The organism is Roseovarius sp. B08 (genome assembly GCF_051417955.1).
GTDB lineage: Bacteria > Pseudomonadota > Alphaproteobacteria > Rhodobacterales > Rhodobacteraceae > Roseovarius.
In genome coordinates this window covers 1,203,445-1,217,693 of sequence record NZ_JBPRLW010000001.1, presented here as the reverse complement: position 1 = coordinate 1,217,693, position 14,249 = coordinate 1,203,445, and the positions used below count along the sequence as shown (strand labels likewise).

11 protein-coding genes, 1 tRNA gene and 1 pseudogene are annotated in these 14,249 nt (G+C 63.9%); 2 read left to right on the top strand and 11 right to left on the bottom strand.

What is annotated here, in order from left to right:
- Window positions 1-65 precede the first annotated feature (65 nt).
- The 4 genes from ACSQ76_RS06155 to ACSQ76_RS06140 form a co-directional block, all read right to left on the bottom strand.
- The gene (locus ACSQ76_RS06155; RefSeq protein ID WP_437155864.1) at window positions 66-254 is read right to left on the bottom strand and encodes a hypothetical protein; all 189 of its coding nucleotides are present in this window, start codon (window positions 252-254) and stop codon (window positions 66-68) included.
- On the bottom strand, window positions 206-1,771 hold the full coding sequence (locus tag ACSQ76_RS06150; protein WP_437155863.1) for a hypothetical protein: 1,566 nt from the start codon (window positions 1,769-1,771) through the stop codon (window positions 206-208). Before ACSQ76_RS06150 ends, ACSQ76_RS06155 begins: the two co-directional genes overlap by 49 nt.
- A gap of 88 nt (window positions 1,772-1,859) precedes the next feature.
- Window positions 1,860-3,638 carry a gamma-glutamyltransferase gene (gene ggt, locus ACSQ76_RS06145; RefSeq protein ID WP_437155862.1) on the bottom strand — a complete coding sequence of 593 codons (1,779 nt, stop codon included), beginning with the start codon at window positions 3,636-3,638 and terminating at the stop codon, window positions 1,860-1,862.
- Between the two features lie 35 nt (window positions 3,639-3,673).
- A complete protein-coding gene (locus ACSQ76_RS06140) occupies window positions 3,674-4,660 on the bottom strand; it encodes a 2-hydroxyacid dehydrogenase (protein WP_437155861.1) in 987 nt (328 codons plus the stop codon).
- Between the two features lie 105 nt (window positions 4,661-4,765).
- On the opposite strand from ACSQ76_RS06140, the gene ACSQ76_RS06135 reads away from it, so the two are divergent.
- Together ACSQ76_RS06135 and ACSQ76_RS06130 are read left to right on the top strand one after the other, a co-directional pair.
- Complete coding sequence (locus ACSQ76_RS06135; RefSeq protein WP_437158169.1) at window positions 4,766-5,269, top strand: SH3 domain-containing protein; 504 nt, start codon at window positions 4,766-4,768, stop codon at window positions 5,267-5,269.
- A 95-nt stretch (window positions 5,270-5,364) separates the two neighbouring features.
- Window positions 5,365-5,439 (top strand) — tRNA-Gln (locus ACSQ76_RS06130).
- Between the two features lie 172 nt (window positions 5,440-5,611).
- On the opposite strand, the gene ACSQ76_RS06125 is transcribed toward ACSQ76_RS06130, so the two are convergent.
- The 7 genes and pseudogenes from ACSQ76_RS06125 to ACSQ76_RS06095 form a co-directional block, all read right to left on the bottom strand.
- Window positions 5,612-6,169: a hypothetical protein gene (locus tag ACSQ76_RS06125; protein WP_437155860.1), complete on the bottom strand. Its 558-nt coding sequence runs from the start codon at window positions 6,167-6,169 to the stop codon at window positions 5,612-5,614.
- Between the two features lie 99 nt (window positions 6,170-6,268).
- Window positions 6,269-7,252 (bottom strand): recombinase family protein, encoded by a 984-nt coding sequence (locus tag ACSQ76_RS06120; protein WP_437155859.1) that lies wholly within the window; start codon window positions 7,250-7,252, stop codon window positions 6,269-6,271.
- Window positions 7,249-7,659 carry a DUF2924 domain-containing protein gene (locus ACSQ76_RS06115; RefSeq protein WP_437155858.1) on the bottom strand — a complete coding sequence of 137 codons (411 nt, stop codon included), beginning with the start codon at window positions 7,657-7,659 and terminating at the stop codon, window positions 7,249-7,251. The genes ACSQ76_RS06120 and ACSQ76_RS06115 overlap by 4 nt, the downstream gene beginning before the upstream one ends.
- Complete coding sequence (locus tag ACSQ76_RS06110) at window positions 7,649-7,951, bottom strand: DUF3489 domain-containing protein (RefSeq protein ID WP_437155857.1); 303 nt, start codon at window positions 7,949-7,951, stop codon at window positions 7,649-7,651. The genes ACSQ76_RS06115 and ACSQ76_RS06110 overlap by 11 nt, the downstream gene beginning before the upstream one ends.
- A 490-nt stretch (window positions 7,952-8,441) precedes the next feature.
- The gene (locus ACSQ76_RS06105; RefSeq protein ID WP_437155856.1) at window positions 8,442-8,822 is read right to left on the bottom strand and encodes a copper-binding protein; all 381 of its coding nucleotides are present in this window, start codon (window positions 8,820-8,822) and stop codon (window positions 8,442-8,444) included.
- Between the two features lie 32 nt (window positions 8,823-8,854).
- A pseudogene (locus ACSQ76_RS06100) lies at window positions 8,855-12,033 on the bottom strand (efflux RND transporter permease subunit).
- Window positions 12,030-14,222 (bottom strand): efflux RND transporter periplasmic adaptor subunit, encoded by a 2,193-nt coding sequence (locus ACSQ76_RS06095; RefSeq protein WP_437155855.1) that lies wholly within the window; start codon window positions 14,220-14,222, stop codon window positions 12,030-12,032. The pseudogene ACSQ76_RS06100 and the gene ACSQ76_RS06095 overlap by 4 nt, the downstream one beginning before the upstream one ends.
- Window positions 14,223-14,249: the final 27 nt, after the last annotated feature.

The window sequence follows — 14,249 nt, the reverse complement described above, 5'->3', positions numbered from 1 at the left end:
AAAAACGACGCACCGCCCCCATCCTCGGGTACGGTGCGTTCAGGTTTCGTTAAGACAGGTCGGATTTAGTCGCAGAAGCTTCCGACGCAGCGCCGCCCGGAACCGGCCTTGCCGTTCGACAGCTCCAGCCGCTTGGGCTTGGCCGCCGGTTCTTCGCGTTGGGGGACCGGCGATGCGCCTTCCTCACCGCCTGTGACCTCGCTGATCAGCTTGGACAGCAGACCGTTGGGTTGCACCCCTTCGACGTGTCGCATTCCAGCCGCAGCGCGCCCATGTCGAAGCTGCAACTGCCCTGCGGCAGATCGTGCTTGCTCTCGAACCCCGAAGCAGCGATCGCCATTCCCGCCTCCATCTCCTCGTCCGTGGCGTTGCGGGCCGACCGGAACGACTCGAACGCGACAAGGTCGATAGCTTTCGAGAAAATCTTGCCCGCCTCGCGGTCGCTTTGCGCTTCGTCGATCTGCATCAGGATTTTGCCGCCGGCCGAGGCTTCCATATCCCGAGCCCGGTTGGCGGCGGCAATCGCCGCCGTGTCGGGTGCATCTGACGATTGTCCGGGCGTGGCCGGCATGGTTGCGGCACCGCCCAGCGCGGCAAGTTCGGCCTGCAGTTCGGGCGACATTTCCGGTTCGGGTGCGTTGGCGGCGCGGGCGGCGGCGGCGGCGGTCTCGGCGTCGGCCACCATCATCACGGTGTCGACCATCTGCGTGACCTCGTCCTGCACCTCCTCGGCGGATTTGCCCGCCATGACGGCCTCGCGCCCACGATAAAACCCTAGCTCGATCAGTCCGCTCAGGTCCGTGACCTTGCCCCCGGTGATATCGACAGCCCCGTCAGCACCTCCAAGACGCATCGAATAGGCGTTCAGAACCAAGGCGCCCGTGTCAATGTTCTCGATCTTGTATTGCGCCTCCCGCGCCCGCAGCCCCAGGAAATCCGATTTCAGGCGGTGCAGTTCCAAGCTCAGTGCGACCGGGTCGATATCTTCCGGCAAAGCGACGTCGTTCCCGACGCTGGGCACTGGGCGCGGCAGCAGGTTGTTCAGGCCATCATAGTCGATCCGGCTCAGGATTTCCTCGGTCGCTTCGCGCGACGCGTTGGCGTGAACCCTCAGGTGAACCTCATGGCCGAACCCGATCGACCCTTCGAGGTAGCGGAAGTGATAGGGCCGCTTGCCGTCATGTCCCAGCTTCTCGGTCAGTCCGAAACCACCCTTGACACCATAACCCACGTTGCGTTCGAAGGCATCCATCATGACACCGTCCATTGCGCTGGCCACGATACCGATAAGAGAATTCGAGCTGGGCCGCTCCACCAGCCGCACCTCGACGAACACCGTTTCCGTGCCGCGTTGGTAGATCCAGGATTGCTCGGCGCGCTCCTTCAGTTGCTTGACGTGGTCGCGGGCGTTCATTTGCTGAAGAAAACCCTTGCCGGTAGAGCTGCTCATCGCTCCGTCCAGCCCGGCCTCCGGCGGCAGGATCGCGCTGTCGTCACCCTCCAGCAGGGCACGCCGTTCCCATCCCTCGGGCGCGTCGGGCAGGTAGACCTGCCCACCCTGTCGCCAGCGGCTCTTGCGCTCTCGTTCGGCCTGTTCGGCCAGTTTCTCTTCCTTTGCTGAGGTGAACCTGTTCGGGATCGTTTCGATATAGGCGCCGGGCGTCATCTGCCCCAGCGAAAAGCCGGCCTTGTTAGACTGGTCGTAGTAATCGACACCGGCCAGGACGGTGCCGGCAGTCAGAACGAACCCGATGGAATAAGCGTTGATCATAACCTGCTCCGCAAAGTGTTTTGCAGGTGGTCATGCCAGCCAATTCGGGCAGGATTGGGATGGCTGCGGGGCTATTTCCCGGCGCGATCTATTCGCCCAGGGCAATACCTTCGCGCCGTGGATCGGCCCCGCCTTGCAAAATGTCCCCGATGGAGATCGCGTGCAGGCCCGACACAAGGACCTGCGGCGCCATTTCGAACCCCAGCGCCTCAAGCCCCGGCAACAGTTCCATCGCCGGCGTGCCCGCCTCGATGTCATAGGTGCCGAACCTGTTGACAAGATGGGGCAAATCTATCGCCGCCTGCACGTCGAGACCCCAGTCCAGATGCGCAATGATCGTCTTGGCGACGTAGCCGATAATGCGGCTGCCGCCGGGGCTGCCCACGGCCAGCACGGGCGCGCCATCCTCCATCACGATGGTCGGCGCCATGGACGATCGCGGCCGCTTTCCCGGTTCGACGCGGTTCGCGATCGGCCGCCCGTTCTCATGACTTTCAAAGGAGAAATCCGTCAACTCGTTGTTAAGCAGGAATCCCCGCACCATCAGGCGCGAGCCAAAAGCGTTCTCGATCGTCGTGGTCATCGAGGCCACGTTGCCGAAGCGGTCTACGATCGAGACGTGCGAGGTAGACGGAAGCTCGATCGAGACATCATCCGCGAAATCGAGCGCATGATCGAACTCCGGCTCCCCGGGCGCGACCTCTTGCAACGCCGCGTCGCGCTGCAGAAGTTCGGCACGATCCGCCAGGTAACCTGCGTCCAGCAACCCCTTCACCGGAACCGGCACGTAATCGCTGTCGGCCATGTAGCGGCCCCGGTCGGCAAAGGCGAGGCGGCTGGCATCCCCTATGAGCCGCCAGGCCTCGACGCTGCCCGGCCCGAGCGCCCCGATGTCGAATGGCTCCAGCAACCCCAGTATCTGCCCGACGGTCAACGCGCCCGAGGATGGAGGCCCCATCCCGCAGACATCGAAGCCACGGTAAGGCGCGCAGACCGCCGGACGCTCCTTGACGCGGTAGATCGCAAGGTCGACCGCCGACATCACGCCGGGATTGCCTTGCGCATTGGCGACGGTGGCGACGATGTCGGCCGCGATGTCGCCCGTGTAAAACGGCGCTGCGCCCTCTTCGGCAAAGCGTCGCAAGCTGTCGGCATAAGCCTGGTTCTTCAATAGGTCACCGGGTTGTACGCGCTGTCCGTCGGGGAAGAAATAGTCGCGCGTCGCCTCGAACCTGAAAAGGCGAATGGCGTCCTGGGCCACCATCGCGGCCAGCCGCGGCGACACCTCGAATCCGTCCTCGGCCAGCGCGATGGCTTCCGTAAACAGGCTTTCCCACGCGGCGTTTCCCCATTTGGCATGCGCCTCGGAAAGAAGTGCAGGCGTACCCGGAACACCCACCGACCGGCCCCCCACGACCGCATCGTAGAACGAAAGCGGCTCGCCCGCCTCATCATGGAACAGTGTCGGTGTCGCAGCCAGGGGCGCAGTTTCCCGGCCGTCGAGCGTTGTCAGTCCGCCGCTTTGTGCATCGTACCAAACCAGGAACGCCCCGCCGCCCAGGCCGGAACTTTGCGGTTCCACAAGGCCCAACACCAGTTGCACCGCCACCAGCGCATCCGCCGCCGTGCCGCCCTCGCGCAATACCCGCGCTCCGGCCTCGACCGCCAGCGGGTTGGCCGCGGCCACCATCCACTCCTGCGCCTCGACCGGGCGCCCGGCTTCTTTCGCCTCCAGCGCCGCCGCTCCGGTATCGGAGGTTACGACCGCGCCCACGCCTTCGCCCTCGGGCTGGAGTGCGTCGGCGGCCTGCTGGGCCGCCGCCATCCCGGCGAGACACAAGGCAAGACTGACAAGAAGCAGGCGCATGGACACTCTCCGGAGTTTCCGGCCCCAGCGGGGCCCTACAGCATCGACGGCACAACCTGGTCGGGCGGGCGGTGGCCGTCGTCGAAAGTCTTGATGTTCAGCAGAACCTTCTCGCCCATCTCCAGCCGACCCTCGACCGTGGCCGATCCCATATGCGGCAACAGGACCACGTTCTTCAACTCTCGCAGGCGCGGATTGATCGCGCTTGCATTCTCGTACACGTCCAGACCCGCGCCCGCGATCTCTCCGGCACGCAGCATCCGCGTCAGGGCGTTCTCGTCCACAACTTCACCCCGGCTGGTATTGACCAGGACCGCGTCCGGCTTCATCAGTTTCAGCCGCCGCGCGTTCATCAGGTGAAAGGTCGACGGCGTATGCGGGCAGTTGACGCTGAGCACGTCCATGCGAGCCACCATCTGATCGAGGCTTTCCCAGTAGGTCGCACCAAGCTCGTCCTCGATCTCGGACCGCAGGCGATGCCGGTTGTGATAATGCACCTGCATGCCGAATGCCGCGGCCCGCCGCGCCACCGCCTGCCCGATCCGTCCCATGCCCAGGATACCCAGGCGTCGTCCGGCGATGCGCCCGCCCAGCATGGCGGTCGGGGACCAGCCGGGCCAGTCCTCTTTCTGCATCATCGACAGCCCTTCGGGAATGCGCCGCGTCACGCTCAGGATCAGCGCCATGGTCATGTCGGCAGTGTCATCGGTAAGAACGCCGGGCGTGTTCGACACGAGGATGCCCCGCTGGCGCGCGGTATGAACATCGATGTGGTCGACCCCCGCGCCGTAATTCGCAATCAGCTTCAACCGCTCGCCCGCCTGTCCGATCAGCCCGCCGTCGATCTGATCGCTCAGCGTCGGCACCAGCACATCCGCCGTCCGGACCGCCTCGACGAGAGCCTCGCGGCTCATCGGCGTGTCATCCTCGCGCAGCGTGACGTCGAACAGTTCCTGCATGCGTCGCTCTACGACTTCCGGCAGGCGTCGCGTAACGACAACACTCAGTCGACCAGATGGCATGTAGCGTCTCCCCCGTCTTCCAATACGCGCTTTCTTCTGTACAGTGACGCAGGACGCCTCGGGGCACAAGAACCCCGGGTCAGATGAGTGAGCAGTATTGACACCATGAAACGGTTTTCCGCCTTGATCGGTGCCGCCATGATCGCGGCGCTGGGAGTGCCCGCCGTCGCTCAGGAAACAGAGCGCGGGCCTGTGACCAACCTACCCCTGCCGCGCTTCGTGTCGATGAAGGCCGCCGAAGGCAACGTGCGCCGCGGCCCCAGCCTGACGCACCGTATCGACTGGGTGTTCAAGCGCAGGGATCTGCCACTTGAAATCACCGCCGAACATGGCCACTGGCGCCGCGTGCGCGACCGCGATGGCCAGGGTGGCTGGATCCACTATTCGCTTTTGTCGGGCACCCGCACCGTGATCGTCGAGGACGAACTGGTCGATCTTCAATCCAAGCCCGATCCGGACGCGATGACCGTGGCGCAGCTGGAAATGGGCGTGGTGGCGCGCATAGATCGTTGCGCGATCGACTGGTGCAGGCTGATGGCCGGCGGCTACCGCGGCTGGGCCCGCAAGTCGGCCCTCTGGGGCGTGGAGCCGGGTGAAATTCTGGAGTGAGTCCGCAAGATCGGACAATCCCTGTCAAGCCGCCAAATAAATTCAACTCGGGCCTTGAACCACGCGAAAGAGCAGAGTAATTAGCGCGGCACTGTTGGGGTGTAGCCAAGTGGTAAGGCAGCGGTTTTTGGTACCGTGTACCGTAGGTTCGAATCCTACCACCCCAGCCACGCACTTCCAGCAATCCAGACCATGCAAGGTACGCCCGGTATTCGGCCGTGGTTTCAAAGCCTTGCCGGATGGCCGCGTTCCCCGAGACCGGAACGCACCGTGCGAATGGCCCGCAATTGCGTCAAAATCTCAGGTCGCCATTTTCGCCATACGAGGTTGAGAAGAGTGGGATCAGAGAGTCGCCAGAAGCTTACGCTGCTGGGTCCAGTCCGAGGGCAGGTCATGCCGCAGGCACCACTCGGATGTGAAGCCGATGGGTTGCCGGCCAGCCAAGACATCACGGATGATGTCCGGCGCGAGAAACGCGAGACCGACCAGTTGCTGAATGCGCCGCTTCGAGGTGTGGTCGCTGGCTGCGATCTTGGAGAAAGTCTCTCCAGCCTTGAGCCGCTCGACCCAGGCATGCGCCTTCGCTAAATTGCGTATCAGAGTGTCATCTGTGCCCGAAGGTGCATCGTTGAGGATGATCTTCGTCTCCACTCCGCGCTTGCGGATCTGGAAAGGAAAGCTTCTGTTGAGGCAGGTTTGATCGAGATCGTCCGGTGCAATGTTGATCAGATTTGACAGCGCCGCCGGCTCAAGCTGCAGGCCAAGCTGCCCGGGCATGATGTCGATCCGTTCCACCAGGCCGAGAAGCGTCGCGGCATCAGCATCGGCTGCGTGAGCGGCCAACGTTGCCGCATGCCGGCCGATGGCATCGGCGGACGCGCCCCGCACGAGCTTCGCCAAGAAACCATGCTCAGCAAGCATCGTCTGGACGAGTTTGGCGACTTTTGTTTCAATGTCCTCGGCAGGGAGGCGCCAACCATCGGGATGGGCCTGTCCAGCCTATTCGACCAGCCGATGCGAGATGTAGTATCGCAGCCGCACGCCTTTCCTCGTCTTTGAATGCGACGGCGTGAGCCGGTCCCCGGTCTCGTCGAATAGCTTTCTGAAGAGCAGGCTCTTGCGCCTGGCTGTTGAAGAGCGGCGACTGCGGGCGGCCCCTGCCTGAAGCTGCGTCTGCACCTTGTCCCAGCGGTCCGGTTCGATGATCGCTGGATGGGCCCCGTCGAAGACCTTGTCGCGGTGCCGGATCCGCCCGGCATAGATCGGGCTGGTCAGGATATGATGGATGTGACCGCGGTCAAAGGGCTTGCCGCCTGTCACCTGACCAGATGTGGTCTTCCGGCGTCGGCTTCTGAGACCCAGCCGGTCCGCCTCTTCCTTAACGGCGCGGACCGTGCCTAGCCGCTCGTAGAGATCGTAGAGCGTTCTGATCGCAGCGGCTTCGGCCGCATTGATCTTGAGCGTCCGGCCATCTGGATCGTATCCCACGGGGACCTGCCCGCCCATCCAGAGGCCCTTCCGTTTCGAGGCCGCGATCTTGTCCCGGATCCGCTCCGCCGTCACTTCACGCTCGAACTGGGCGAAAGACAGGAGCATGTTCAGCGTGAGCCGCCCCATGCTGGTGGCAGTGTTGAACGACTGGGTGACCGAGACGAAGGAGGCGCCGGCCTCATCCAGCACATCTACTATTTTCGCGAAGTCCGCGAGCGAGCGGGTGAGCCGGTCGATCTTGTAGACGACGATCTGGTCCGCCCGGCCCCCCTGCACATCGTTCAGGAGACGTTGCAAGGCTGGCCGCTTGAGTGAGCCACCGGAGAGGCCACCCTCGTCATAAGCATCAGGCAACATCACCCAGCCCTCGTGCTTCTGGCTGGTGATGTAGGCGCTGCAGGCGTCCCGCTGGGCATGGAGCGAGTTGAACTCCTGCTCCAGACCGTCCTCGGAACTCTTGCGGGTATATACGGCGCAGCGGATCTTCTTCATGCGCTGTCCCCTGCCCGGCCGTTGAGACCGAAGAAGCGCGGACCCGACCAGTTCGTTCCGGTGATGTGTTTCGCGATCGCCGTGAGCGATGACCAAGTGCGCCCATCGATACGATAGCCCGTGTCTGTCACCTCGACCTGGTAGGTCCGGCCGTTCCACTCCCGAACGAGATGGGCTCCAGGCTTGAGACTGCCACGCGAGGCCTCTGCAACCGGTTGACCTTCAGCAATACGCGCCAGGGACTTGCGCGTCACCGCGGACAATCCTCCATGGCGACGACACTGCGCGTCATAGGCCAGCGCCTTCACCATGAAGGTCACCGAGAGATACGGCGGAGGAGGAGATCCGAAGACCTCCCCCCAACGCGCCTTGACGTCGTCTCGCGCCGGATGCGGCTTACCTGGCATGGGTGGCCTCTGGGGAACCGGAGGTCTGTCGTTTGACGTCAGGCTCCGCCGTGATGCGGTATCGCGTCGGCTTGCCGTCCTCCAACTTTGTCGCCGCGATCTCGAAGCCAGCCTTCCGCAAACCGGTGAGCGCGGCGCGCGTTGTATGGCTCTGCCATCCCAGCTTCTTGCTGAGCGCCGCAATGTCGGACCCCGTCTTGCTTTGCAGCATCCGGATCAGGTGCGCCTTCTTCGTCGTTCGCCCTTTGGCTGACGTTGTCTTCTTCGGCTTTTGGGATTGCTGTGCGGTCATGATTGTCTCCTTTTGCTCGGTTCCAGGAGCGTGTTGCTCCTGCTACCGGGCAGAGCCCGGAGGTCCGGGCGGAGATCATGACGCGGGCGACTTGAGCGCGTCGGTGAAGACAGTACCGCTCTGTTGCCAGGCGAAGTCCAGTGGGAAATATGAAAGTCTGGCCAAAAAGTTCGGCAGTCTAAAATCGCGAGTTTGGGCGGATTGTGTTGAAAAACTCGGCGCAGCGAAATCCGCGCCAAAATATCGGAACGCTGTTCCCGGAAATGGCTGGTCAGGAAACGATGTTTGTAAAGAGGGCTTTTGAAGGGAAGAGGTTCTGAGGCTTTGACTGCTCTCGACCGGACAATGAGTTTTTCAACACAATCGGCGGATTCCTGACGTTCGCTGCGATTTCTTCCAATGGCGGCTTCGCAGCGTTTGCAAGACCTCCGATAATAAAGCGCGCCCAAACTCGACGGGGTCAAGGCGCGCCCTTCGCGGCAAGGCCGTCTTACTCTTTCGGCATCAGCGCGCGGATGGCGTACATGCCGTCCTCGCCTTTTTCGAGCATCATCATAACCTCGTCGCCATCTTCCACGTCGCCAATTTCAGCGCCGTCCAATACAGGCAAGTCCATTGTCATAGCAGGCCAGCCGATCTCGGCGATCGGCCCGTGGGAGATGTTCGCGGTGCCGTCACCTATGCTGTTGACCGTCGCCTCGGCATGGACGCCCGCCATGCCTGCGTGGGACTCGTCATGCATACCGTCGTGCGACTCGGTGCTCATGCCCTCGTGCGAGGACATGTCGTGACCGGAATGCGAGTCGTCGCTGGCCAGGGTAAGTGCCGGGGCGGCTGCGGCGAAGGCGAGGGAAAACAGGAATTGACGCATGTTGGTTCTCCTTTTGCGCATGTGGTGCCCGGTCATACACCGGGCTGGGGGGAGTGGAAGGGACGGACGGGCTGCAGCATTTGCCGATTGACCCGTCCCAGGGTGAAACGTTTCCAGATGACGAAGATCGACGGGATCACGAAGAGCGTCAGTACCGTCGCGGTTGCCATTCCTCCGATCATCGGCGCGGCGATGCGCTGCATCACCTCGGACCCAGTGCCGTCGCCATACATGATCGGTATGAGACCGGCGAAGATCGTGGCCACGGTCATCAGCTTAGGCCGCAGTCGCAGGAGCGCGCCTTCGAACACCGCCGTCTCGATGTCGTCGCGGTTGACCTCGCGGTCCTGTTCCTTGGCGGCCAGCACGCGCCGGTCCCAGGCAAGGTTGAGGTAGAGCAGCATCACGATGGCTGTCTCGACCGCCACGCCGGCGAGCGCGATGAAGCCCACCAGCACGGCAACCGACACGGCGTAGCCCAGATAGAAGATCAGCCACACGCCCCCGGCCAGCGCGACCGGCAGAGCCAGCAGGATGATCGCCACTTCCGTCACCCGGTTGAACGCCAGGAACAGCATCAGCGTGATGATCATTAGGGTCGCCGGGGCCACGAGGCCCAGCCGCTCCTGCACGCGCTCGATATACTCGTACTGGCCCGACCAGGCGATGGAATAGCCCGGCGGCAGCTCGACAGTGTTAGCCACCACCTGCTGCGCCTCGGCCACGTAGCTGCCAAGGTCGCGCCCCGCGATGTCGATGAAGACGAAGCCGGTGCGCCGGGCGTTTTCGGACCGGATCATGCCGGGGCCGTCGACCAGCTTGACCGCCGCCACGGCGCCCAGCGGGATATGCGCGCCCGAGGGCGTGACGACGGGCAGATCGTCCAGCCTGTCAGGGCTGTCCCGCCAGTCGCGCGGATAGCGCAGGTTGATCGGAAAGCGTTCCAGCCCTTCGACGGATTCCGCGATGGTCTGCCCGCCGATGGCCGTCTGCACCACCTCCTGCACATCCTCGATCGACAGAGCGTAACGGGCCGCCGCCGCGCGGTCGATGTCGATCTCGATGAACCGGCCGCCCACGGGGCGCTCGGCATAGGCCGAGGCGGTGCCGGGGATGTCGGCCACGGCCTGTTCGACCGACACGGCGATCTCTTCGATGACGTTCAGGTCCGCGCCCGAGACCTTGACCCCTACGGGTGTCTTCACCCCCGTGGCCAGCATATCGATCCGGTTCTTGATTGGCTGAATCCAGACATTGGTGACGCCGGGCACCTGAACGCGGGAGTCCAGTTCGTTGCGGATGTCGTCCATGCCGACACCCGGCCGCCACTCTTCCCGCGGTTTCAGTTGGATCGTCGTCTCGATCATGGTCAACGGCGCGGGGTCTGTCGCCGTGTCGGCCCGGCCCAGCTTGCCATGCACGGTTTCCACCTCTGGCACCTGCGCGATCATCCGGTTGGTCTGTTGCAGCACCTCCCGCGCCTTGCCGATAGAGACGCCGGGATAGAGCGACGGCATGTAGAGGAAATCGCCCTCGTTCAGTTCCGGCATGAACTCGGTGCCCAGCCGTTGCAGTGGGTGCGCCATCGAGAACACCAATGCGGCGGCCAGCAGGACCGTCGCCCGAGGCCAGGCCACGGCGGCATCGAGGAACGGTCGATAGATCCACTGGCAGGCCACATTCAGCGGGTTGCGCCGCTCCGCCACGATCTTGCCCCTTATGAAATAGCCCATCAGAACCGGCACCAGCGTGATCGACAGGATCGCGGCGCCGGCCATTGCGTAGGTTTTGGTGAAGGCCAAAGGCTTGAAGAGCCGCCCTTCCTGCGACTCCAGCACGAAGGCGGGAAGGAAGCTGATGGTGATGATCGCCAGCGAATAGAACAGCGCCGGTCCCACCTCGGCGGCCGCGTCGCGCGCGGCTTGCCATCGCTCGTCGGAGGACAGGCGCTTGCCCTCCATCTTGCGGTGCATAGCCTCGATCATCACCACTGCGGCATCCACCATCGCGCCGATGGCAATGGCGATCCCCCCCAGTGACATGATGTTGGCATTGACCCCTGCAGGCGCATCACGGCAAAGGCCGCCAGCACGCCCAATGGCAAAAAGAGAACGATCACCAGCGATGAGCGCAGGTGCAAAAGGAAGGCACCGCAGACAAGGATGACGACGATGAATTCCTCGGTCAGTTTCTTTTGCAGGTTGTCGATGGCCCGTTCGATCACGCCCGAGCGGTCGTAGGTGGTCACGATCTCCACCCCCTCGGGCAGCGAGCCGCGCAGCTCGTCGATCTTGTCTTCGACCGCATTGATCGTGGCAAGTGCGTTCTCGCCCCACCGCATGACGATCACCGCGCCCACCGCGTCGCCCTCGCCGTTGAATTCGCCCACGCCGCGCCGCATTTGCGGCCCCAGCCGGATCTCGGCCACGTCCCCCAGCGTGACAGCCGCGCCCCGGTCGTTGACCATCAGGGGGATCTCGGACAGGTCCTCGATACTGTCGACATAGCCGGTGGCTCGGACCATGTATTCGGCCTCGGCCATCTCAATCACGCTGCCGCCGCTTTCGCGGTTGGCCTCGCCGATGGCGGCGCGCAGGGTGGCCAGCGGGATGTCGAATGCGCGCAGCTTGTCGGGGTCGACGACCACCTGGTACTGCTTGACCATGCCGCCGATGGTGGCGACCTCGGAAACGCCCTCAATGGTCTGCAATTCGAATTTCAGGAACCAGTCCTGCAGCGTGCGCAGCTGCGACAGGTCATGCCCGCCGGTGCGGTCGACCAGCACGTACTGATAGATCCAGCCGACGCCTGTGGCATCCGGGCCAAGCTCGGGGTTCACGCCAGCCGGCAGGCGTGACTGCACCTGCGCGAGGTATTCCAGTACCCGCGACCGCGCCCAGTAAAGGTCGGTGCCATCCTCGAAGACGACATAGACATAGCTGTCGCCGAAAAAGGAAAACCCGCGCACGTCCACCGCCCCCGGCACCGACAGCATGGCGGTGGTGATCGGATAGGTGACCTGGTCCTCTACCACCTGCGGCGCCTGTCCGGCATAGGGTGTCTTGATGATGACCTGCACGTCCGAAAGATCGGGAATCGCATCGACCGGCGTGCTGCGCAGCGCCCAGACCCCGGCGGCCCCGAGGAACAGCGCCAGCACGATCACGATGAAGCGGTTGGCGACGGACCAGCGGATGATGGCGGGGATCATTGGCCCAACTCCACTGTTCCGGCGAGCGAGAGGGTCATGTCAGGCCCCTGCAGCAGCAAAAGCCCGGTTTCCTGCCCGACAGGCAAGCCTGCCGGATCGACATCCCCCGCGAGGGCGAAATCCATCGTCATCCCGGGCATGCCGATGTCGGCGATGGGGCCATGGGTGATATTGGCCATGCCCGCCTCGGCGTCGACGCTATTGATCGTGCCGGTGACGGTCATCGGTTCGGGTTTGGCCGCTACCGTCTCCAACACCATCGTCATCCCATCGGGCCGCAAGAAGGTCAGCATCACCTTCTGCTCCAAGGGCAACTCTACCGGGTCGAGCGCGTCGGTCAGGGCAAAGTCCATCGTCATGCCCGGCATCCCGATCTCGGCAATTGGGCCGTGGGCGATGGTCGCCATGCCGGTTTCGGCATCGACCGCCTCGATACGACCCTCAACGGTGATCGGTGGCGCTGCATCCTCTTGCGGTTCGGCCTGGGCCATATCGGGCGTTGTCTCGGCCTCCGCGCCCCCGGCCCTCACGGCCACGATGACGGCCATGCCGTCCTCTCCTGCGGACAGGTCGAAAGACACCGGCTCGCCCAGCGGGATCGCGGCGGTATCGACGCCCTGCACGTCAAGATCCATCTTCATCGCGGGCCAGCCAAGCGCCGGGATCGGATCGTGGCTGACGGTCAGCTTGCCCTCGGGCGTGACGGCATGAACCACGCCCTCGCCAGTGGCATCCACGCCGTCGTCCCGCCCCAGGCGCGTCAGCGCGATCAGCCCGTCGGCCCCGCGCACCGCCTCGAATTCCACGTCTTGCCCCTCGGTCAGGTCCTCAAGGTAGACATCCGAGCGCAGGGCAAACTCGGTTTCCATCGCGGGCCAGCCCAATGCCTCGATCGGTGCATGCGCGATCCGGGCGCGTCGCGTTTGAGTGTCCAGCGACAGCAGGACGCCCTTACCCATGGCTGGCTCCGCATCCGTAGGGGCAAAGCGCATCATCCCAGCGTTCAAGGCACTTTCGCTGTCAATCAGGAACTGCGCCGAAGCCACGACCTCGTCCCCCGGAGCCAACCCCTGCACGATCTCGGTGCGCCGTCCCTCGGCAAATCCGCCGCGCAGGCCGGTGGTGACCAGCCGGGGGCGAAAATTGCCGTCCGCCAACCTTAGGATCACACGCTCGGCGCGGCCGGTGCGGATCACCGCCTCGGACGGTACGGTCAGCGCCTGCCGCGCCTCGTTCGGCACAAGCGCCACCTTGGCAAACATGTTGGGCCGCAATAGACCCTCGTCATTGTCAAACCGCAGCCGCACCCGCAGCGTGCGCGTTTCGGCGTCCAGCTCGGGGAAGATATAGTCGATCTCGCCGGTAAAGACCTGGCCCGGCAGGTGATCGAACCTCGCCTCGGCGCGCATGTCGTCCGACAACAGCGTCATGTCCCGCTCGAACACGTCCACCAGCAACCAAACGGACGAGGTATCGGCTAGAGACATCGCCCGCGTGTCGGGCCTCAGGTACATGCCGTCGGCGGCGTCGAGCGCGAAGACCACGCCATCCTGCGGCGCATAGAACCGAACGCGCTGCGCCGGGCGTTCGGCCTGCGCCATCTCGTCGATCTGGCGCGCGCTGACACCGAAATTCATCAGCTTGGTCCGGGCGATCGCGATCTCGTCGGCATTGCCCGACCGCGTGGCGCGCAGAAGCTCGGAACTGGCGATGGTGATCTCGGGGGCGTAGAGTTCAAACAGCAGGTCGCCCTCGGAGACCTCGTCACCCACGGCGCGCAACTCCAGCTGCTCGATCCATCCTTCTACGCGGGTATGGATGTGGCTGGTCGCGTGTTCGTCGTAATCGACAAAGCCCACCGTCTCGATCCGGTGCGCGATGTCCTCGACCCGTGCGACGGCAGTGCGCACACCGATGGTGTTCACCTCGGCCGCCGACAGCGTCACCTCCTCGGGGTCGCCCGACGGCTCCTGTCCTTCGTAGACCGGCACGAGGTCCATGCCCATCGGAGACTTCCCCGGGCCGTCCTTGCGGAAATTTGGGTCCATCGGCGCGACCCAGTAGAGGATCTTGTCACCGTCGTCGCCCGCATCCATCGTCGGGGCCATCCGCTCACGCTCATACAGCACACCACCGGCGCCTCCAGCGGCCAGCGCCATGATCGCCAGCGCGAAATATCGTCCACGCATATCACATACCTGTCTCTTGGCGTCCCG